The 18424-nt window shown below is 56.7% G+C and carries 15 protein-coding genes and 1 tRNA gene; 5 read left to right on the top strand and 11 right to left on the bottom strand.

The genetic code is table 11. The features are described 5' to 3' along the window. Window positions 1-4 precede the first annotated feature (4 nt). Both ACVW0C_RS07985 and zds read right to left on the bottom strand, forming a co-directional pair. On the bottom strand, window positions 5-3604 hold the full coding sequence (locus ACVW0C_RS07985; RefSeq protein WP_414328702.1) for a helicase-related protein: 3600 nt from the start codon (window positions 3602-3604) through the stop codon (window positions 5-7). A 455-nt stretch (window positions 3605-4059) separates the two neighbouring features. After that, window positions 4060-5499: a 9,9'-di-cis-zeta-carotene desaturase gene (zds, locus tag ACVW0C_RS07980; protein WP_457384852.1), complete on the bottom strand. Its 1440-nt coding sequence runs from the start codon at window positions 5497-5499 to the stop codon at window positions 4060-4062. 152 nt (window positions 5500-5651) lie between these two features. On the opposite strand from zds, the gene ACVW0C_RS07975 reads away from it, so the two are divergent. Continuing rightward, window positions 5652-5723: transfer RNA gene (locus ACVW0C_RS07975), tRNA-Gly, on the top strand. A gap of 106 nt (window positions 5724-5829) precedes the next feature. On the opposite strand, the gene ACVW0C_RS07970 is transcribed toward ACVW0C_RS07975, so the two are convergent. The 5 genes from ACVW0C_RS07970 to ACVW0C_RS07950 form a co-directional block, all read right to left on the bottom strand. Further along, window positions 5830-6657, bottom strand: coding sequence for a M15 family metallopeptidase (locus ACVW0C_RS07970; RefSeq protein ID WP_457384851.1), 828 nt, complete (start codon window positions 6655-6657; stop codon window positions 5830-5832). 34 nt (window positions 6658-6691) lie between these two features. Next, the gene (locus ACVW0C_RS07965; protein ID WP_457384850.1) at window positions 6692-7909 is read right to left on the bottom strand and encodes an RNA-guided endonuclease InsQ/TnpB family protein; all 1218 of its coding nucleotides are present in this window, start codon (window positions 7907-7909) and stop codon (window positions 6692-6694) included. A 93-nt stretch (window positions 7910-8002) separates the two neighbouring features. Then, window positions 8003-8440 (bottom strand): peroxiredoxin, encoded by a 438-nt coding sequence (locus tag ACVW0C_RS07960; protein WP_011432689.1) that lies wholly within the window; start codon window positions 8438-8440, stop codon window positions 8003-8005. Window positions 8441-8510: 70 nt separating this feature from the next. Next, complete coding sequence (locus ACVW0C_RS07955; protein ID WP_011432688.1) at window positions 8511-9128, bottom strand: HD domain-containing protein; 618 nt, start codon at window positions 9126-9128, stop codon at window positions 8511-8513. Between the two features lie 228 nt (window positions 9129-9356). Beyond that, complete coding sequence (locus tag ACVW0C_RS07950; RefSeq protein ID WP_457384849.1) at window positions 9357-10499, bottom strand: LabA-like NYN domain-containing protein; 1143 nt, start codon at window positions 10497-10499, stop codon at window positions 9357-9359. Window positions 10500-10934: 435 nt separating this feature from the next. Between ACVW0C_RS07950 and ACVW0C_RS07945 the strand changes: the two genes are divergently transcribed. After that, on the top strand, window positions 10935-12152 hold the full coding sequence (locus ACVW0C_RS07945; RefSeq protein WP_457384848.1) for an RNA-guided endonuclease InsQ/TnpB family protein: 1218 nt from the start codon (window positions 10935-10937) through the stop codon (window positions 12150-12152). A gap of 1 nt (window position 12153) precedes the next feature. Here the strand turns inward: ACVW0C_RS07945 and ACVW0C_RS07940 are convergent, their stop codons facing one another. Further along, the gene (locus tag ACVW0C_RS07940; RefSeq protein ID WP_457384847.1) at window positions 12154-13266 is read right to left on the bottom strand and encodes a dockerin type I domain-containing protein; all 1113 of its coding nucleotides are present in this window, start codon (window positions 13264-13266) and stop codon (window positions 12154-12156) included. A 165-nt stretch (window positions 13267-13431) separates the two neighbouring features. Between ACVW0C_RS07940 and ACVW0C_RS07935 the strand changes: the two genes are divergently transcribed. Together ACVW0C_RS07935 and rpmB are read left to right on the top strand one after the other, a co-directional pair. After that, on the top strand, window positions 13432-13794 hold the full coding sequence (locus ACVW0C_RS07935) for a hypothetical protein (RefSeq protein WP_457384846.1): 363 nt from the start codon (window positions 13432-13434) through the stop codon (window positions 13792-13794). Window positions 13795-13818: 24 nt separating this feature from the next. Continuing rightward, complete coding sequence (gene rpmB, locus ACVW0C_RS07930) at window positions 13819-14055, top strand: 50S ribosomal protein L28 (protein ID WP_414413500.1); 237 nt, start codon at window positions 13819-13821, stop codon at window positions 14053-14055. Between the two features lie 39 nt (window positions 14056-14094). Here the strand turns inward: rpmB and ACVW0C_RS07925 are convergent, their stop codons facing one another. Further along, window positions 14095-14823, bottom strand: coding sequence for a pentapeptide repeat-containing protein (locus ACVW0C_RS07925; RefSeq protein ID WP_457384845.1), 729 nt, complete (start codon window positions 14821-14823; stop codon window positions 14095-14097). Between the two features lie 254 nt (window positions 14824-15077). Here ACVW0C_RS07925 and gshB point away from each other — a divergent pair, with 254 nt between their 5' ends. Then, window positions 15078-16025: a glutathione synthase gene (gshB, locus tag ACVW0C_RS07920; protein ID WP_457384844.1), complete on the top strand. Its 948-nt coding sequence runs from the start codon at window positions 15078-15080 to the stop codon at window positions 16023-16025. Between the two features lie 398 nt (window positions 16026-16423). Here the strand turns inward: gshB and ACVW0C_RS07915 are convergent, their stop codons facing one another. Beyond that, window positions 16424-17044 carry a biotin transporter BioY gene (locus ACVW0C_RS07915; protein ID WP_457384843.1) on the bottom strand — a complete coding sequence of 207 codons (621 nt, stop codon included), beginning with the start codon at window positions 17042-17044 and terminating at the stop codon, window positions 16424-16426. A 464-nt stretch (window positions 17045-17508) separates the two neighbouring features. Next, window positions 17509-17991 carry an ABA4-like family protein gene (locus ACVW0C_RS07910; RefSeq protein ID WP_457384842.1) on the bottom strand — a complete coding sequence of 161 codons (483 nt, stop codon included), beginning with the start codon at window positions 17989-17991 and terminating at the stop codon, window positions 17509-17511. Window positions 17992-18424 lie beyond the last annotated feature (433 nt).

Raw genomic sequence — 18424 nt, 5'->3', positions numbered from 1 at the left:
GTATCTATTTGGGATCCCTTCCTCGATTCCACAATTCTTTCCAATCATAGTTGACGCTACTGGCCCCAAAATCCGGCTCCCGTTGAAAAGGCCGCCGCACATACCGCACCTGGCAGCCTTCGCCCGGCACGGTGTAGGTGCCTGCAGGGGTCTTTACCCTGAAGGCATCCCCTTCTGGAAAGGCGGGATCGGCTGGCACTTCTACCAAAGCCAGGATGAAATGGTCGGGTTTGTTGAGAGCTGTCAAGATTTCATTTTTGGTAACGGTTACCGTCTTTGCTCCCTCAACTCTGCCTTTGACTTCAATGAAGCGAAGGCCTTCCCTTCCAGCGGATTCGATATCATAGCCCAGGTTTTCAGCGCTGACATCACGAGGTTCGTAGCCCAACGCCCGCTCTATGGCCATAACGGCAGCCATTGCTGCTTGTTCTACTCGCCGGGTTTCGCGGGCAAAGGTGGTAGGGGTTGACCCTCGCTTGCCCTGTAGCCGCTGCAGCAGTCCGATGGGGATCACCAAGGCTTTCCCGGTTACCACCGGCGGCAAGGAGGATAGCTGGCGCTCCTGCTCCAACTCCGATAGGCGCTTCTGAAGGCGATCCGCCAACTCATCCGCCCGCTGCTGAGCCTTGGCAGAGTTGAGCTTGGCGTTGGGCCTGCCGGCTTGCTCTTGCAGCCGCAACTGTGCAGCTTGATGATCCCAGTAGTTAATTTCTCGGGTGAGGCGATCTTTAACAGCCAGCTCCGTCTTGTTGATCAATTCTTCCCGCTGAGCTTTGATTTCCTGGAAATGCTGGGGAACTAAACGCTCAATGGCGTAAGCGATGGCTTGGCTTTCTACCTCTGAAGCCGAGAGCTGGGGGATGTGGGATCCAGCTTTCGCTTTCACAAGGTCGCGCTCTGCGGGAGTTAGGGGCCGGTAGTCCAAGTAGGGAGCATAGCCGGCGCTTCTTACCCTGACGCTCTCTCCTCCTCCTAGCCCTTGGGGAGCGGGGAGAAAGATCTCCACATATTGCATCCGTCGGGAGATAACCCGTCGCTGGCCATTTCGGTCTAGGCGCCCATCCTGAAGGGCATGCTCTAGGTACACCAGTATCCGTGGTGTTTCGCCGGGATCGTTTTCATCGACGAGGATGGATCCCTGTCTGAGCAAATCTCGGTGTTGCTCCAAAACCAAGTCCAGAGTGGCATCCAGCAGGGGATGGCCTGGGCAGATGAACTCTGCCGGGGGCTTGTTGGGGACGCTGATGAGGTTTTTGTTAAAGGTAATCCGCTCGTATTTTTTTAAGATGGGTGCGCCCAACCCAATCTGGCGGTCGCGATTGCGAATTGCTGCCGGCACATGGGTAATTTCATAGCGTTTGGGTTCCCGCTCTCGAATGGTGCCACCCAAGCGTTGAAAAGCTTCTAGGAAGAAGGAGGCAATGAAATGAGGCTGGAGCTTGCGGGCCTCGGCTCGCTCCATTTCCGCCCGGATTTGCTGCACTTTGGTCGTATCCATCGAGTCGTGGGCCAGGGCGCGTTCTGCCAGGAGTTCCCTGAGCCGCTCGTGGTCTAGGCGATCTGCAATCACTTGATTGAGTCGGGCCTTGACCTCTGGACGATCCCCGTAGCGAATGGCCTCGATCAGCAGCTCTCGCAGTTCTTGACCGGCAATCGCTTTGCCCAGGACATCGAAGACCTTGCCCCCCAAGGCCCTTTGCTCGATTTCTATTTTTTTCAGCAAAGCCAAGTAGACATCTCCTTCCCGCGTTTCCTCGGCCACTAGGTTCCACAGGTGGCAGACCTCGGTTTGACCAATGCGGTGAATTCTCCCAAAGCGCTGCTCCAGGCGGTTGGGGTTCCAAGGCAGGTCGTAGTTCACCATCAGGTGGGCCCGTTGAAGGTTGATCCCTTCTCCCGCAGCATCGGTAGCAATGAGTACTTGAACGGCGGGATCCTGTTTAAAGGCTTCCTCGGCTTTTTTGCGCTCTTCTCGACCCATGCTGCCGTGAATGGTGATCACCGCTTCCGGTTGGCCCAGCAAGTTCCCCACTCGGTCAGCCAGATAGTTGAGGGTATCTCGATGTTCGGTGAAGATAACCAACTTGCGCCGATGTCCGCCGGCATCAAACATCTCCCCCTGATTTTGCAAGAGTTTCGATAGCTCCTCCCACTTGCGGTCTTTGCCGCTACGTCTCACTTGCAAGGCTAATTTTTCCAGCTCCTGCAGCCGCTGAATTTCTGCCTGCAGCTCGACAATTGTGCGGGCGGCAGTTGCCTGATCTACCAGCTCTTCTTCTCGCGGTTCCCGCTCTTCAGCAGGGCAGTCTTCAAAATCCTCATCCCAGCCTTCTTCGTCTAGCAGGGAAGTGGTAAAAGCAAGGTTGTCTCCCCGGCTGCGCAATTGTTCTTCCTTTAGCTTCCGCTGCAGTCTCTCTCGTCTTCGCAGCAAGGATTGGTAGATCGCTTCTGGAGAAGAGGCTAGCCGACGTTGCAGGATGGTTAAAGCAAAACCGACCGTCCTTTTGCGGCTACCTTGCTCTAAAGCTTCCGCGCGGTTAAACTCTTCGCGCACGTAATCGGTCACTTCCTTATAGAGCCTGGCTTCCAGGTCAGACAAGACGTACTGGACGGTGTAAGCTCGCCGTTCGGGAAAGAGAGGCTTGCCATCGAACTTGAGCAGGTCTTCTTTCACCAGCCGCCGCATCAAATCCGAGGCATCACAGGTATGAACTCCATCTCGGAATCTCCCCTCAAAGCGATCCCCATCCAGCAAAGCCAAAAAAAGCTGAAAGTCTTCTTCTCTACCGTTGTGGGGAGTGGCTGTCATCAGTAAAAAGTGGCGTGTTAGCTGCGAGAGCAACTTGCCCAGCTTGTAACGCTTGGTTTCTTTGATTTCTCCCCCAAAGAAGGATGCGGAGAGTTTGTGGGCCTCATCAACAATAACCAGATCCCAATCAGTTTGCCTCAGTTTCTCCTGCAGGGCCTCATCTCGGCTGAGCTTATCGAGGCGGGCAATGAGAAGAGGTATCTCCAGGAAAGGGTTGCCAGTTCGGGCGGCTTGAATGCGATCGTTGGTCAAGATCTCAAAGGGCAAATGAAACTTTTGCACCATCTCATCTTGCCACTGCAGCGTTAGACTCCCCGGGCAAACGATGAGACAGCGGTGCAAGTCACCTCGAATCAATAGCTCTCTAACCAAAAGCCCTGCCATGATGGTTTTGCCGGCACCTGGGTCATCGGCCAGCAAAAACCGCAGCGGCTGCCGCGTGAGCATTTCCCCATAGACGGCGCTGATCTGGTGGGGCAGGGGTTCTACCAGAGAGGTGTGAACGGCCAGCAAGGGATCAAACAGGTGCGCCAGCCGAATCCGATAGGCCTCTGAAGCTAGGCGAAATAAGGCGCCGTCTCCCTCGAAGTTGCCAAGGGATCCCTCGGCTACCACCTCTAGGGTTGGCTCTTTATCCCGAAACAGAAGCTCTGAATGGAGACGCCCCTGAGTGTCTTTGTAGATGGCCTCGATGGTGCTGCTGCCGTACCACCTCACACTCACGATGGCAACGGTTTGATTGGGCAGGATCCCTTTGACCTTGGCGCCAGGGGTGAGATCTTCCAGTCGAGCCATAAACTGCGGGTTTCCAGAGCTGCGAGCGGAGCCTGTTCCAGCTCCCCATTGCTATGTTGCGCTCACTTCCAGCTCTTTTCCCACAGCAAAAGTCCCCTTCTTCCATAAAAGGAGACAGCAGTTTGGAGTTGGCAAGCGGCTTCACGACGGTTTTAAGCCGGTTTTAAGTCCTGATACATTTACGCTGAACACTGCTGAACATCACTGTTCAACTATGCAGCGATAGCATTCTGTTTGTTTCCAACCAGAATGGCGGTATCCCGCAAAGCTTTGAGTAGAATACCCAAAGCGCAGTTTCCGTGTCGTCTTACTACCAATTTTCTGCTTTGCTTTGGCTACCATGTTGGCAGACTCGAAAGTAAACAGAAAGATCAACTGGTAGTAATCCGTACTGAACATATTATACATTATTTTCAGTATAGTTGAGCTTATTATTGACTAGAGTCATGCTCCTATCAGGGATCCCTGTGGGCAGCCAGAATGGCCTGAGCAGCCAGGTGGCCGGAGAGGGTGGCCCCTTCCATGCTGTCGATGTAGTCTTGGGCGGTGTAGCTGCCGGCAAAAAAGAAGTTGGGTACTGGGGTCTTTTGCTGTGGGCGATAGGGATCCATGCCCGGTGCTTCTCGATAGAGGGAGTGGGCCAGTTTCACCACGCTGTACCAGGTCATGTTCAGTTGCCGGGATGAGGGAAACAGCTCGTGGACTTGGTGCAACACGTGCTGGGCAATTTGCTCGTTGGGCATGGAAATGAAGGGATCCCCCGGCGTGAGCACGCATTGTAATAGAGATCCCTGGCCCGGCTTGTAGTAGTCGGCGGGGCTGGTGAGGGCCAGATCGGCAAAGCAGGAAAAATCGGCATCGGCGGTGTAGAGGAGATTGTCGATACCCAGAGCCTCTGGGTGTTGGCTGGCTCGTTTGGCCTGGCCTTGGGGGTTCAGCTCCGTCACCCAGCCATCGAAGCGCAACTGCACCGTGGCCACCGGTACGGATTCCAGCTTGTAGAGGTTGTCGAATTGTGGCCACTGCCGCCATACTTCCGGGATCAGCCGTTTGGCCCCTTCCACCGCCGCTGCGCACACGTACACATCTGCCTCCACCCGCTCTCCGTTGGCCAAGAGCAAGCCGGTCACGGGGTAGGGAGAGGAGTCGCTCACTTCAATGCGGCTGACCCCCCTGCGGGTGTGGATCTGGCCCCCGCGGGCTTGGATGTAGCGGACGATGGGCTGAGTGAGGTAAGTGTCCGGGGATCCCTTGAGGAGATTGAGCTTGGAAGCCTCTGTTTTGCTGGCAAACATCTGAAAGATCGTCAGCATGCAGCGGGCAGAAATCTGCTCTGTGTCAATAAAGCCCAAGGCATAGGCAATCGGGTTCCACATCCGCTTCAGGCTACCTTCGGATCCCCCATGCCGCCGAAACCAATCGGCAAAGCTCATCCGATCCAAGGCGCGAATTTGCCGCATTGCCCCTTCATAGTCCAGCAAGCCGCGAATCAAAGGGCTGGTGCCCAGCGCCAAGGCGTTGCGCAGCTTGTCCGCCCAAGAGAGCTGCTCGGTGGTGAAAAAAGCTTTGAGGCCGTTGAAAGGCGCCCCCAGGGGAAAGCGAAAATCCAGACTGGCCGTTTGCCCACCTCGGTTGACAAAGGTGTGGGTGTGTTGCTTGGGCAGCAGGTTCTCGTAGGCCCCCACCTTTTTCATCAGGGCAAACAAATTGCTGTAGTTGCAGAAAAAAACGTGCAGCCCCATCTCGATGTGGTTGCCATCGGCATCCTGCCAGGATCCCACCTTGCCGCCGACAAAAGGCCGCGCCTCGTAGAGCTGCACCTCGTGTCCTGCTTCAACCAAATCGACTGCCGTCACCAACCCGGCCAATCCGGCCCCAATAATGGCTACCCGCATAGCAATACCCTCAAACAGGCGCTGCCCGGGATCCCGCCCAGACTTTGCGCAACTGCAAAGAAAGATGAACTTCTCTCATTCTGGAACAAAATGCGCCAGGGATCCCTGACTTGACAAACCACCGCAAAACTTGCCATCATAAATTTCCCGACGCGGATGTAGCTCAGTGGTAGAGCTTCTCGTTGCCAACGAGACGGTCGCGCGTTCGAATCGCGTCATCCGCTTGCTTAGGCTTGTGAACCCATTCAAGAGGGGAATGAGATCCCTGCAAGGGAGAGGGCCGTGACGGTAGTCCCAAGGAGCTCCCCCTTTCCTCTCTCCCCAAAGGAGTCAGCCCTCACTCCCAGCTCTTCTCCCTCTGGAAGACGGGAGAGTAGGGGTCTCGGTTTGATTGGGCTGATTTGGGAATGGTTTGATTTGGGGAGCGTAGAAGGTCTCCAGGCTGTCACGGTCACCCACAAAGCGCCAGTGCCAGGGTTCGTAATTCACCCCCTGAGGGTTGTTTCTGGGGAAAGACAGCTCAAAGCCAAAGCGGGCCGCGTTGCTCTGCAGCCACTGGAAGGCCGGGGTGGTCTCAAAGGCTTCTTGAGTATCCCACTGCGGAAACCCGGCATCCCCAAGGTCGATGGCATAGCCAGTGTGGTGCTCGCTGTAGCCAGGGGGAGCACTGACAGCAGCTCGCTCCTCGGGTCGCAAGGCTCGGGATTGAGCCAATTGAAAAAACAAGAATTCCTGATCCGCAATGGAGCGAAACCCGGAAATGGGGACAAGGCGGATCCCGGCAGCTTGAGCTGCTTCGCTCATGCGAAGGTAACTTTCGGCAGCCGCCTGGCGCAGGCGCACCTCACGACCGTGGTAGTGGCCCACCACCCGCAAGCTATCTGCAGGAGCTTCTGAATAGGCATAGTGCCCCAACAGAGAAGGTCGCCCATTCTGCACAGTTGGCTGCGGCAGAGAGGGCTGACCGGCTTCCTCCAGAACTTGGGGATCCGCCGCCTGCTGGGATCCCGGTAACTTCTCTATCCCCCAACCCGCCAGGAGCACTAGCCCAACCAGCACCAGGCCCAAGACTAGACGGGACCTCAGGGCAGGCACCGAACTTTGCGCTTTTTTCGCCGGAGTGGACTGGCGACGGGCGACCGGAATGTCGTCTTTCATGCGCAAAGGCCGGGATCTAGCGAGGAGTAGTAAACTACCCGACCCTGACTACTTCGCAGTACAGGGCGGGCTTTCGGTAGCCCTGCAGTTGGCAAGCCAACCACGGGCCTCTAGGCTGGTTTACAGCAGCCCCCAAAAGCGCAATCACATTCGCACCATTCAAATCCGCATCCCCTTCCCATCCACAGTGTCCACACTTAAACTTCTTTCCACTGCGATAGGATTGCGCAGGGTCGGGATGAATGTGCAAACACCGGTGGCAGGTCTGCGACGTGTAGGCAGGCGGAACAAGAATCAGAGCAACCCCCGCACGCAGAGCCTTGTACTCCAAAAATTGACGGAGTTGATAAAACGCCCAACTATTTGCCCGCCTACGCTCTGTCTTGCTGCGTGGCTGTTGATTGACCCTTTCCCGAATCCCTGTCAGGTCTTCCAGGGCAATAGCGCTGTTTGTCGCCTTTGCCCTAGAGACAATAGCTTTGGAGATGCGATGATTGACCCACGCCTGAAAGCGTCTCTCCTTGCCAGACAGCCGTTGCAACAGTTGACGGCATCTGCGCCGCGAACTGCGGGTGCCCTTACTGGCTTTGCGTTGGAGTACCGCCCTCAGCTTGGAGTAGTGGTCTCGGATTCGGTTCAACTGCTGTCCATTCCAGTTATCCCCTTCTGACGTATGAGCAATATCCGTCCTTCCCAAATCCACGCCCAGCACTCTATCCGTGCGTTGCGGTGGGGATGGCTCCGCTTCCACACAGATCTGAATAGAGTAGGAACCGTCTTTACGCTTGACCAGAGTGGCAGATTTGGGATTGGAGCCCGCCAGCCGTTCTCTCTGGTAGCGGCCAATCGCCAGCTCAAAGCGCTCCCGACCCTCCACCGTGGTCAGCGACACCGTCCAGTCTTTCTCGCGAAACGAAAAGATACGGGCATCGTAGGTCGCAAAGCCTCTCTTGAACGCTTTGACCGGGCGGTTTTTCTGTCGGGCAACTTTACGGGCGCCGGCCAGCCGCCTGCAGACCTGCTGGTCGCGTAAGCGGGACGTAGTCCTTGCCAAGTTACTGGATAAGCCGAACCGGGCACGGATTTCGCGGTAGCACAGAGACTGGAGCTTAACGGCGTTGGCGACTTTCTTCGGCGTGTTCTGGTTGACCCAGTTCAAGGCTTGGCCAAAAGCCTCCAAAGTCGCGTCCAATTTGGCGGCCTGCGACTGGGACACCTTGAGCTTGCAGGAGACGGTCAGGACTTGGGTCATGGTTCTATTGTGACTTCCGCATTCCTCCCGACACTGACCCTACGGGTACAGTGCGGGGCTCCTGCGATTTCTAGCTGAAAAGAGGCAGCGTTTCTACAAACCCAAATCCGCCAAAATATCGCGGGCATGGGTTTCGGTATTGATGTTCTGGTAGACCTTGGCAATTTTGCCCTCGCCATCAATGACGTAGGTCACCCGCTTGGCATAGCCGCCCCCATCCACATCGTAGGCGCGGGTGATCACCCCACTGCTATCCACCAGTAGGGGGAAAGGCAAGTTGTACTTTTCGGTGAACTTTTGGTGAGAAGCTTGGTCGTCCATGCTCACCCCCAGCACCACCACGTCCTTGCTCTGGTAATCGGCGTAGGCGTCGCGGAATCCACAGGCTTCTTTGGTACAGCCGGGGGTGTCGTCTTTGGGATAAAAGTAGAGGACTACGGTTTTGCCGGCAAAATCAGCCAGAGAGACTTGGTTGCCTTGGGTGTCAGTGGTGTTAAACCCAGGAGCAGGGGTGCCAACAGCGAGAACCATAGGTGCGTGACCCAAAAAGTGTGATGAATAGGGCTGCCCTCAGCATTTTCTTCAGCCCTGCTTGTCTCTGTCAAGGCATTACCGCTCCAGCTTGGCATTGCAACTCAGCCACCAGCTCTTGAAGCTCCGCCGATAGATTGCCGGGCAGCCGTCGCCTCAGAATCTCTGCCAACGATCGATAATACCACAGGGATCCCTCTTTTCCGGCGGAAAACCGCTGCCAGAGTTCATCCCCCAGTTGGCGAAAATCCCGCAAGATGCAGCGGGCGTTGTGCAGCTTGTCAGAGGCGGCCACCAACAAAACCGAGGCATTTGCCGTTTCCAGGTGCTTCAGGTAGGCGGTTTTGCGCTCTTTCCAGTTTTCTTTGGGCTCGCCTCGGGAGCCATCGCTTTCGGTATCCGTACATCCCAGGATGATCTGCAGCACCCGTTCTCCAAAGTGCTCCCGGATCTGTTGCTCGATTTGGGCGCGGGGCTCGCCTGTGTTGTGGGGGCCGTCCTCTAGGCTGTCGTGGAGCAGAGCGGCAATCGCTTCATCTTCATCCGCCCCATGCTCCAGGGCGATGGCTGCTACGGCCAACAGATGGCTGAGGTAAGGGATCCCGGTTCCCTTGCGGGTTTGAGAAGCATGCCAGCGATGGGCATAGTGCATTGCCTGCACAAACCGCTGTGTGAGTTGCGTTGACATCTGGACTCTCCAATTGGGGTTAAGTTGACTGCTGGGGCAAGGTTGATCCAAGCGAGTCTCAGGCGTTGAGACTGCAAATCAGAAAATGGTTAGAGAAGATGAGCACTTCTGATCACTTTAAATAAACAAGGTTAAGACGCTGTGCCGCCTACCCTCACCCCCAGCCCCTCTCCCTGCCTTGGGAGAGGGGAGTCAGGGATCGATGTAACTGTGCTGAGATGGCAAGGTTTAGCCGGTGGCCGGAGTCTGTTTTGCAGGCAGCGGCACCAGCGTTCCTGTCCCCTGCCAAGCGCACAAATCCACGAACTGGTCGGCTATCCGAATTAACGCCGGGTTCGTGTTCGGCCTGTAGGCGGCTACCTCCAGCCGGCAGCCTTGGCGGCGGATATGCTTGAGGGCCGGCACAAAATCTCCATCCCCACTCAGCAGCAGCACCGTCTCGTAGTGGGAGTGCATCGCCATCAAGTCCACGATCAGCTCCCCATCCAGATTGGCTTTGCGGCTGCCGTCGGCGTGGATCACCACCGGCTTGGTGACCACCCGATAGCCCTGTTTTCTCAACTCCCGCAGGAAACGGCGCTGAGCTAGGTTGTGGCGATCTACCCCGCTGTAGACATGCACTTCCATTTCGGATCTGCCCTGGGCCAGCCAGCTCAGCAGACTGGGGTAGTCGAGATGGGATCCCTGCTGCTGGGCGCTGGCGTGGAGATTGGCCGCGTCGATGAACACCCCCAGGGCTTTGCGGGGAAAAGCAGGGTTCGGCTGGGATGCCACCAGCTGCTGCAGGTGTTGGAGTTGCGCCTGCACCAACTCCAGTTGCTCCAAAGTCACTTGGGGCTGGGATACCGGCAGAGCATTCAACCGCAGCTCCACGGCTTTTAACCGCTGCTGGATTTGCTGGATGGCCTGGGTGATGGGGGCCAGCTGTTGCCGCACGGACAGATGAGACGTGGGCCGAGCTTCGAGGGCGTCGATCCGTCCTTGAACTGTTTCCAGTTGGGCCGCCGTCTGCTGCTGCTGTACCCAGATGGGCTCCAAAACCTTTACTTTCTGCTCGAGCTCTTGAATGGCTTCAGCCGGGGAAGCCAAGGTCTGCTGCAGAAGGGACGGTTCAGCAGTGAGCCGAGCGTCCAGCACCTCGAAACGCGCTTGCAGGGTCTCCAGTTGGGTTGCTGTCTGTTGCTGCTGTGTCCAGGTCTGTTCCAGAACTTGGCCAAGCTGTTCTTCGCGGCGGCGGATGGCAGGGTAGGCTGCTGCCAAAGGTAAGAGCCCCCAGATCACTTGGCGGGTCACCAGGGCCGTCACCCCCAGGGCCAGGGATCCCGTCCACAGCCAGGTTAAGGGGAAGGCAGAAGCCCTATTCATGCTCATGGTCAGCTCTCCTTGGTTTGGGTTGATCGGTCTGATCGGTTGCCGGGATTTCACCTCACTCACATGGGCCACCTCAGGGATCCCTCTCGAAGATCGAGATGCCCAGAACTCCCAGAGGCATCGAAGAGGAGCAATTCAGCAACTGCAGTATGCCTGCTATTGGAAGGGGAATCTTCCAATCGCTGGACAAACGTATTTCCCTTGTTGAGCAAACGGATCAGATATCGAGTCAGTTATCGAAAGCAGGCTCAAACTTGTTCCTCTTGACCGACAGGCCCCGTGGCCCGCTCAACCTGGATTCAACGTCCAAGCTATTGGCTGACGGTATGGGCCGTAAAACCATTGAACGGAGCAGGGTCAGCTAGAAATCGCAGGAGCCCCGCACTGTACCCGTAGGGTCAGTGTCGGGAGGAATGCGGAAGTTACGATAGAACCATGACCCAAGTTCTGACCGTCTCCTGCAAGCTCAAGGTGTCCCAGTCGCAGGCCGCAAAGTTGGACGCGACCTTGGATGCCTTTGTGCAGGCGTTGAACTGGGTCAACCAAAACACGCCCGAGAAAGTCACCAACGCCGTTAAACTTCAATCTCTGTGCTACCGCGAAATCCGTGCCCGGTTCGGCTTGTCCAGTAACTTGGCTCAGCAGGTCTGCAGACGGCTGGCCGGTGCCCGCAAGGTTACCCGACAGAAAAACCGCCCCGTCAAAGCGTTCAAGGGGGGCTTCGCGACCTATGACGCTCATATCTTTTCGTTCCGCGAGAAAGACTGGACGGTGTCGCTGACCACAGTGGAGGGTCGAGAGCGCTTTGAGCTGGCGATTGGCCGTTACCAGAGAGAACAGTTGGCGGGCTCCAATCCCAAATCGGCCACTCTGGTCAAGCGCAGAGACGGCTCCTACTACATCCAGATTTGCGTAGAGAAAAAACCACCCAAGCAACAAGATACCGACAAGGTGATCGGGGTGGACTTTGGAAGGACAGATATTGCCCATACGTCAGAGGGGGACAACTGGAATGGACAGCAGTTGAACAGAGTCCGAGACCACTACTCCCGGTTGAGGGCGGTACTCCAACGCAAAGCCAGTAAGGGCACACGCAGTTCGCGGCGCAGATGCAGAGAACTGTTGCAACGGCTGTCTGGCAAGGAGAGACGCTTTCAAGCGTGGGTCAATCATCGCATCTCTAAAGCTATTGTCTCTAGGGCAAAAGCTACCAACAGCGCTATTGCTCTGGAAGACCTGACAGGGATCCGGGAAAGGGTCAATCAACAGCCACGCAGCAAAGCCGAGCGGCGCAGGGCCAACAGTTGGGCGTTCTACCAGCTGAGGCAGTTTCTGGAATACAAGGCTCTGCGTGCAGGGGTTACCTTGATTCTGGTGCCGCCTGCCTACACGTCGCAGACCTGCCACCGGTGTTTGCACATCCATCCCGACCCTGCGCAATCCTACCGCAGTGGCAAGTCGTTCAAGTGTGGGCACTGTGGATGGGAAGGGGATGCGGACTGGAATGGGGCCAACATGATTGCCAAGCTTGGGGCTGTCGTAAACCAGCCTAGAGGCCCGTGGTTGGCTTGCCAACTGCAGGGCTACCGTTCGCGCCAGCGGGCCGGAGGCCTTAAGCCCGCCCCGTACTGCGAAGCAGTCAGGGCCGGGTAGTTTACTTGGGGATCTCGATGGTTACGTTAGCCAACTGCACATCGTCATGATCCACCCAGGCTCCACCGTGCCGGATGACTGTATCACCTCCCAGCGGCACCGAGATGTGCAGGGATCCCCCGAAAAGGGGAATGCTGATCGGCACTTGGGGACCACGGGTGACCATGGGGGGCTGAATCAGGGTTTTGCCAGTGCGCAGGGTAACAGTGTTCAGGCCTAGGCGCAGAGGTTGCAGCGGCAGGGGAATCTGTAGGTTATCTCCCCCCAGGTGAATCTGTTCGACTTCCACTCCGTTCAGGATGACCTGCATGGGAGACATGTTGGCACTGGGGATCCGGGATTGACCGGCCCGATAGGCGGCAGCTGTATCCAACCCAATCAGGGATCCAATCCGCAAAACCAGTGGGCGCGAAGGCAGGCGTTGCAAAGTGAAAGAGCGGGTCATCTCCACCCCTTGGGCAGGGCCCAAAAATTGCCCGGCGGCAGCCGATTCCGGTGAGTACTGGTTATCCCCCAGGCGGATGACATTCGCCTCCAGTACCAAAGTTGTGTTGGGATCCCAGCGCTCCAACTGCAGTTGCCAAGGCCGATCCCCGCTGGCTTGACCGTTGCCTGTACTTTGGGAATAGGGCAAGTAATTTTCCAGCCGCGCCACCAAAATTTCTTCTGCCGGCAGCGGCCCTGGCAGGCGAAACCGACCCTGGGCATCGGTGCGCACCGAAATACCCGCCCCCGGAATGGCCACCTCCGCCCCGGCCAAGGGCTGCCCTGTCAGCCGATCCACCACCTGTCCCGAATAGGCGGAATCCAACTGCACCTGTCCTGTGGGCACATCCGTTGCTGCCTGAATGCGCTGCTGCAACACTTGCCAGTCGGCTTCTGTGATCCGTCCATCCTGGTCGACATCGGCAGCTCGGATCTGGTCGTCGGTCAATCCCCGTTCTCCCCGCAAGTAGGCCCCCAACAGGTTGAGATCCTGCACCGTCAAACGGCCATCCCCATCCAGGTCGCCCGCCTGAAAGGGCTGCGCGTGGGCAAAAGACACGCCTATCCAACCCAGGCCCAGGGATCCCAGTAGCAAAAGAGAATGAGCCAAACAGGAGACCCTAAACATGGCAACTCTCCTGGGAGTTGTTCATGTTCTAACGTAATTCACCTCCTCGCAGCAGGGCTAACCGAGCCGGTGTAGAGTACTCTTGAGCGCAATTTTGCCGGTTCGCCTTTGGCTGCAGGAGCCGAAAACTTAATGGTAGGATAACCGTGGTGGCTTGCCTGTTCTATGGCTCGATACTCTTGCGTTACCCAGCTTGTGGGCTCAGCCGAGCAGCTCAGCGAGTCGATCCGCGCCGTTTTGGAGCGCTGCCAACTCAATGTCCTCCACAGCAGCCCTGATTACTGGGTGGCCGGCGAGCCTCCCGGAAAAAATCCCCACACCAAACTGGTGACGGTGGAAGTGTTTGTGGATCGCACCCGTCAGGCTGCCGACGGCTCTGTACAGGTGACCTGCATTGCCAAAAATGAAGAGCTGCCCCTAAAAAGCGTTAACCACTGCCAACAAACCTTTGACCGACTGAAGGCAGAGCTAGCCCAGTTGCAAAGTCAACTTCAGCTTGCTGCCCAACAAAAAGATGCCTTACGATAGCTAGGCTGAGTTTGCTTTGATCCCATGGCGCGTCGCTGCCAACTAACCAACAAGAAACGCAACAACGCTTTTGCCATCTCCCACTCCCACCGGCGCACCAAGCGCCTGCAGGAAGTCAATTTGCAGTGGAAGCGCATCTGGTGGGAAGAGGGTAAGCGGTTTGTTCGTCTGCGCCTTTCCACCAAAGCCTTGAAGACTCTCAAGGCCAAGGGTATAGGAGCCATGGCCCGGGAAGCCGGGATCGACCTCAACCGGTTTTGAGCTTTCTCCTCAGCCCAGTTGTGTCTGACAGCTCCAACCTCACAGCAAGCCAAAAAGCTTACGCGACTTGGGCTGCAATCCCGCCAGCAAGGTGTTGAGGGTATCCCGTTGGGTAAGCTCGTTGGTGCCGCTGGCCCGCTCGATTAAGAGCTTGCGCGTCTCATCGGAGAGCTTGGCATCGGTAAAATCGGCTCCACTGAAGAGCGTATCTTCAATCTGAGCGTCCCGTAGGTTGGCCCCCACCAAAATGGCTTGTTCTAGGTTGGCAAACTGAAGCTGGCAACTCACCAAGGCAGCCTGGGAGAGGTTGCAGCGAGATAGGTTGGCCTGGCGGAAGTCGGCGGCAAAAAAGTTCCCCTCCGCCAGATTAGCAGCCACCAAGCTGGCTTCGCGAAAGATGGCATGGCTGAAACGGCCCCCCTGAAAGCTGCTTTTGTCCAGTTTGGCGGCGGTAAAGTTGCTGTAGTCCCCCAGAGCCTGGCTAAAGCTGGATCCCCGTAGATCTGAGGCGGTAAAATTGGCCCGCTCTAGCTCAGCGCGGCGAAAGTTGCACAGACGTAGGTCGGCTTGCTGCAGGCTGATCGAGCGCAGGTTAGCCCGCGTCAAATTGGATTTGGGCATCTGAATGCGGTCGAACAGGCCCCGCGAGAGGTAGGCATTCTCCAGGTTGGCACCCACCAGGGAGCGCCCCTCACGCAAGGCTTCCAGCAAGTCCCGCGTGGTTTCAATGCGAACCGGCTCTGAGGGTTGAGAAGGGGGAGCACTCACAGATGGAGCATTCCTCACAGGTTAGGCCAGAAATCCGGTCAACCCAGCCGAGAACTGAGGGCCAACTGGGGATTCCACCTATCAAGCTAACGTTTGCGTCGCCTGTCGAGGTTAAGAGGATATTAAAAAGACAACTCTGCATCGAGCTTTCCAGAGGGGGTCTTCTCTTGTGGAAACAGCCTGCCAGCAGAGCACAATCGGCTCCGATTTGTTGCATACTCGGGGCAGCCTTTCGTCAGTGAACCACACCTCCCATGCAGGTAGCTTTTATTGTCGATCCATTGCCTCAGTTGCAGGTGGGCCATGACACCAGCATTGCCCTGATGGAAGCTCTGCAGAAACGGGGGCACCGCATTTTCTGCCTGGGCCTGGCGGATCTCTACTGGGATCAAGGGGAAACGTGGGGATCCCTTGAGGAAATCCGGTTGGATCTGAAGGCGGATCCCTGGTATGAGGTCAAAGACCGGCAACTGCTGCCCCTGAGCCAAATGCAGGCGGTGTGGATGCGCAAGGATCCGCCGGTAGATGCGGCCTATCTCTATGCCACTTACCTTTTGGATCGTCTCTCCCCCAGCCGCACGCTGGTGCTCAATCATCCTGCCGGGATCCGCTCGGCCAACGAAAAGCTCTATGCCCTGCAATTCCAAGAGTGGATCCCGCGTACCCGCGTCAGCAGCAACAAACGCCTGCTGCGTCAGTTCGTCGAACAGGAAGGACAGGCGGTGCTCAAGCCTTTGGGTGGCAAAGGTGGGGAAGGGATCCTGAGGGTCAATGCCGGGGATCCAAACCTCAACTCGTTGATTGAAATGAGCACCCAATTTGGTCGGCTGCCCGTGATGGTGCAAGAGTATTTGCCACAGGCGGCGGCAGGAGATAAACGCATTTTGTTGCTGGAAGGAGAACCTTTGGGCGCCGTCAATCGGATCCCTGGAGAGGGCGATTTTCGGGGCAATGTTGCTGCCGGCGGTCGAGTGGAAAAAACCAAGATTACCGAAAAAGAACGGGCTCTCTGCGGGGCTTTGGCACCGGTGCTCAGGCAGGAGAAGCTGTATTTTGTCGGGATTGATGTTATCGGGGAACGACTAACCGAAGTGAATGTGACCAGCCCAACAATGCTGCGAGAACTCTGTCAGTTGGAAGGAGTTGACCTGGCAGATCAAGTGGCTCAGTGGCTGGAAAAGAAGGTGCCCGTCAAGGGCTGAATGACTACCCACCAGGATGTTTCTGGGATCCGGCGCGTCTGTTGCATGGCAGGGATCCCGTCTATTTAGGGAGTCTATAGAGATCAAATTATAGCTTGGAATGACCATAGTAGGTTGAGTTCAACTTTTTCCGGTCGGCAGATAGAAAATAAAAAGCCCCACAAGGGGGCTCTGCCGCGACCAGTCAGCGACTTATAAAACTCTAGAGCAATATAAAGAAAAGCTCCATGAATAGGCCGTATTGAACATCGCATTGAGCACAGTTTTTAGAATCTCAGAAAAAAGGCCAAATCCTCGGAGCTGTTATCTTTTTTTTAGATTTTCCGACCCGAGGCTAATCCCAGGCCCCTTCTGCTTTGCCGGAGCGGTCTTTAGAGTTGCTGCTCTTGCCCAGTGGGCTAGGAGTCTGCCGGTGGCCTTTCCCGACCCACCCGGCGCCAGATGGTGGGCAGCAGCACTGCCGCCAGTCCGCACTTCACCAAGTCTCCTGGGATAAAAGGGAAGACCCCTTTGTTGAGGACGGCCAAGATCGAGGTGGGCTCAACATTCTGGTTCAGCCACACCCCCAGCCAAGTGGCTCCCAGCAAAAAAATCAGAGCTGAGCAGGATAACATCGCCAGCGCCATCTTCCAGGGGTTGCGATCCACGCCCCAGCGCTCCACCAACCAGCCCATCAGCCCTGCAGCCAGGGGAAAAGCCAACAGGTAGCCCCCCGTCGCCCCGGCCAAGTGGCCAAGCCCGGATCCGCCACCGCTGAAGAAGGGCAATCCCAGGATCCCTTCCAGCAGGTAGACCAGCAACGTGAGAAAGCCCAGCCGTGCCCCAAAGCCTGCCCCCACCAGCATCACCCCAAAGGTTTGCCCGGTAATCGGTACCGGCGTGAAGGGCAGAGGGATCCGCACCTGAGCCAGGGCAGCTACGAACAAACTTCCCCCCAGAACCAGCAGGAGATCCCGAGTTCGGGAAGGGCGAGGCAGAACAGTTTGCGCCAAGGGTGCGTGAACAAAGGTAGCAGTCATGAGAGGTTTGCACTCCTGTTTACCCGAAGACTGAGCTTAAGGCCCCGTCCCATCGCTGCGCGGAAGCAAGCCAGTAGGGCGGGGAGTATGTCAGGGTTTCAGAATACAAGAATTCGGTTACCGAAAAACTGGGTTTGAAGCCCCGCCCTTTAAAGCGGCTTTGTGCTACGCTGCCTGCAGTGCCAGGGTAGTCAGCCGCTCTCGCCCACAGCAGCACAGGGCGCATTGTTCGCGTAAACGGGCTGTAGGCCCTAAACCCGACAGCCTGACGGTTGGATCCGACCTCAGTGGGTTTTGTGGTTGTTGTTTACAACGGCACCTAAAGGCACTCGGGAACCACCCTGTGTGCTGGCGAGTACGTAGCGCTGGGGAGCTGCGTGGCAGCAACGTTGAGGTCGAGGATGATCCCACGCTGCTCATTTTGCACCCTGTGCATCGGAAAGAGCCATAAAGCCAAGCAGGGGCTAGATGGATTCTTGCGGCACTTCTGAGCCTTTTTCAGGTTGAGCAACACTGGGCCGGTTCTGGCGAGTTGCTTGTACAATCGCCACTGTAAGCAAATGGGAGAGCAGACCCACAGGCCCGGCAAACAAGCACAAAATCAGAGAATGGGTTGTCCATACTCGCTTATCCCACCCTTCCAAAAAGATCCAGCGGCCCACAAACAAATCCATGACGATGTAGTGGACCCATCCCGTCGCCATAACAGCGGGTTGACTGAATAGGTCGGTTAGGCTGGTCAGAGACAGTTGAGGGTTGGAAAATTCCTTGAGAACATCGGCATTAAACCCGGTGACCAAAAGATACAAATAAACCGCCGCCAGAAGAGCGATGGGCAAAAGCGATTCCATCACTTTGCGGGTTACCTTCCAACCCGGCAGCAGAATCATCAAGGCCCAAAAGGGCAGAGCAAACCAGTTGGCCCCGTTAAAGATCATCTCCAGCATGCTTGGAACCCCCAACGCTACCTGTCCATTATCGGCCCAATGCCCCCTGGGGATCCCTGCAGTAGCGGGTGGAAATGGATGGGAGTTATTCCTAACTTGCCCTGAAGTTTTTTTCTGGAGCCAGAGGGATCCCGGTCGCTATTCCGGTTGGCGGAGCCTAGCAGTCGCAATGGAGCTGACCGCACGGCCACTGTCGGTGGTGGCAGCAATGCAGGAAATCCGGGATCCAGTGTCGGTCATGGCCCAGAAGCTGCTGATGCTTTTGGCTGTAGAGGTGGGTTGAGCCGGGCCGATGGGGGATTCTACTGCCACAGAGTCTGGGGATTTCTCCTGAGAAGGGAGCAACACCACAGGTTCCTCACCCCGTTGAGCTACTGCAACTTTTGGGGCGGGATGTTCTGGTGTGGGCTCAGGGGCTTCTTCTTTGCGGGCG

Source organism: Thermostichus sp. OS-CIW-26, from assembly GCF_054058395.1.
Note: the sequence above shows the minus strand (reverse complement) of the source record. Positions and strands in the feature narration are given on the sequence as shown.

Excerpts from the sequence above, each read along its gene's own strand:
- gshB (WP_457384844.1), top strand. The coding sequence starts at position 15,078 with ATGCAGGTAGCTTTTATTGTCGATCCATTGCCTCAGTTGCAGGTGGGC.
- ACVW0C_RS07945 (WP_457384848.1), top strand. The coding sequence starts at position 10,935 with ATGACCCAAGTTCTGACCGTCTCCTGCAAGCTCAAGGTGTCCCAGTCG.
- ACVW0C_RS07965 (WP_457384850.1), bottom strand. The coding sequence starts at position 7,909 with ATGACCCAAGTCCTGACCGTCTCCTGCAAGCTCAAGGTGTCCCAGTCG.
- ACVW0C_RS07955 (WP_011432688.1), bottom strand. The coding sequence starts at position 9,128 with ATGTCAACGCAACTCACACAGCGGTTTGTGCAGGCAATGCACTATGCC.
- ACVW0C_RS07985 (WP_414328702.1), bottom strand. The coding sequence starts at position 3,604 with ATGGCTCGACTGGAAGATCTCACCCCTGGCGCCAAGGTCAAAGGGATC.
- ACVW0C_RS07960 (WP_011432689.1), bottom strand. The coding sequence starts at position 8,440 with ATGGTTCTCGCTGTTGGCACCCCTGCTCCTGGGTTTAACACCACTGAC.
- ACVW0C_RS07910 (WP_457384842.1), bottom strand. The coding sequence starts at position 17,991 with ATGCTGGAGATGATCTTTAACGGGGCCAACTGGTTTGCTCTGCCCTTT.
- ACVW0C_RS07915 (WP_457384843.1), bottom strand. The coding sequence starts at position 17,044 with ATGACTGCTACCTTTGTTCACGCACCCTTGGCGCAAACTGTTCTGCCT.
- zds (WP_457384852.1), bottom strand. The coding sequence starts at position 5,499 with ATGCGGGTAGCCATTATTGGGGCCGGATTGGCCGGGTTGGTGACGGCA.
- ACVW0C_RS07970 (WP_457384851.1), bottom strand. The coding sequence starts at position 6,657 with ATGAAAGACGACATTCCGGTCGCCCGTCGCCAGTCCACTCCGGCGAAA.
- ACVW0C_RS07950 (WP_457384849.1), bottom strand. The coding sequence starts at position 10,499 with ATGAGCATGAATAGGGCTTCTGCCTTCCCCTTAACCTGGCTGTGGACG.
- ACVW0C_RS07935 (WP_457384846.1), top strand. The coding sequence starts at position 13,432 with ATGGCTCGATACTCTTGCGTTACCCAGCTTGTGGGCTCAGCCGAGCAG.
- ACVW0C_RS07940 (WP_457384847.1), bottom strand. The coding sequence starts at position 13,266 with ATGTTTAGGGTCTCCTGTTTGGCTCATTCTCTTTTGCTACTGGGATCC.
- rpmB (WP_414413500.1), top strand. The coding sequence starts at position 13,819 with ATGGCGCGTCGCTGCCAACTAACCAACAAGAAACGCAACAACGCTTTT.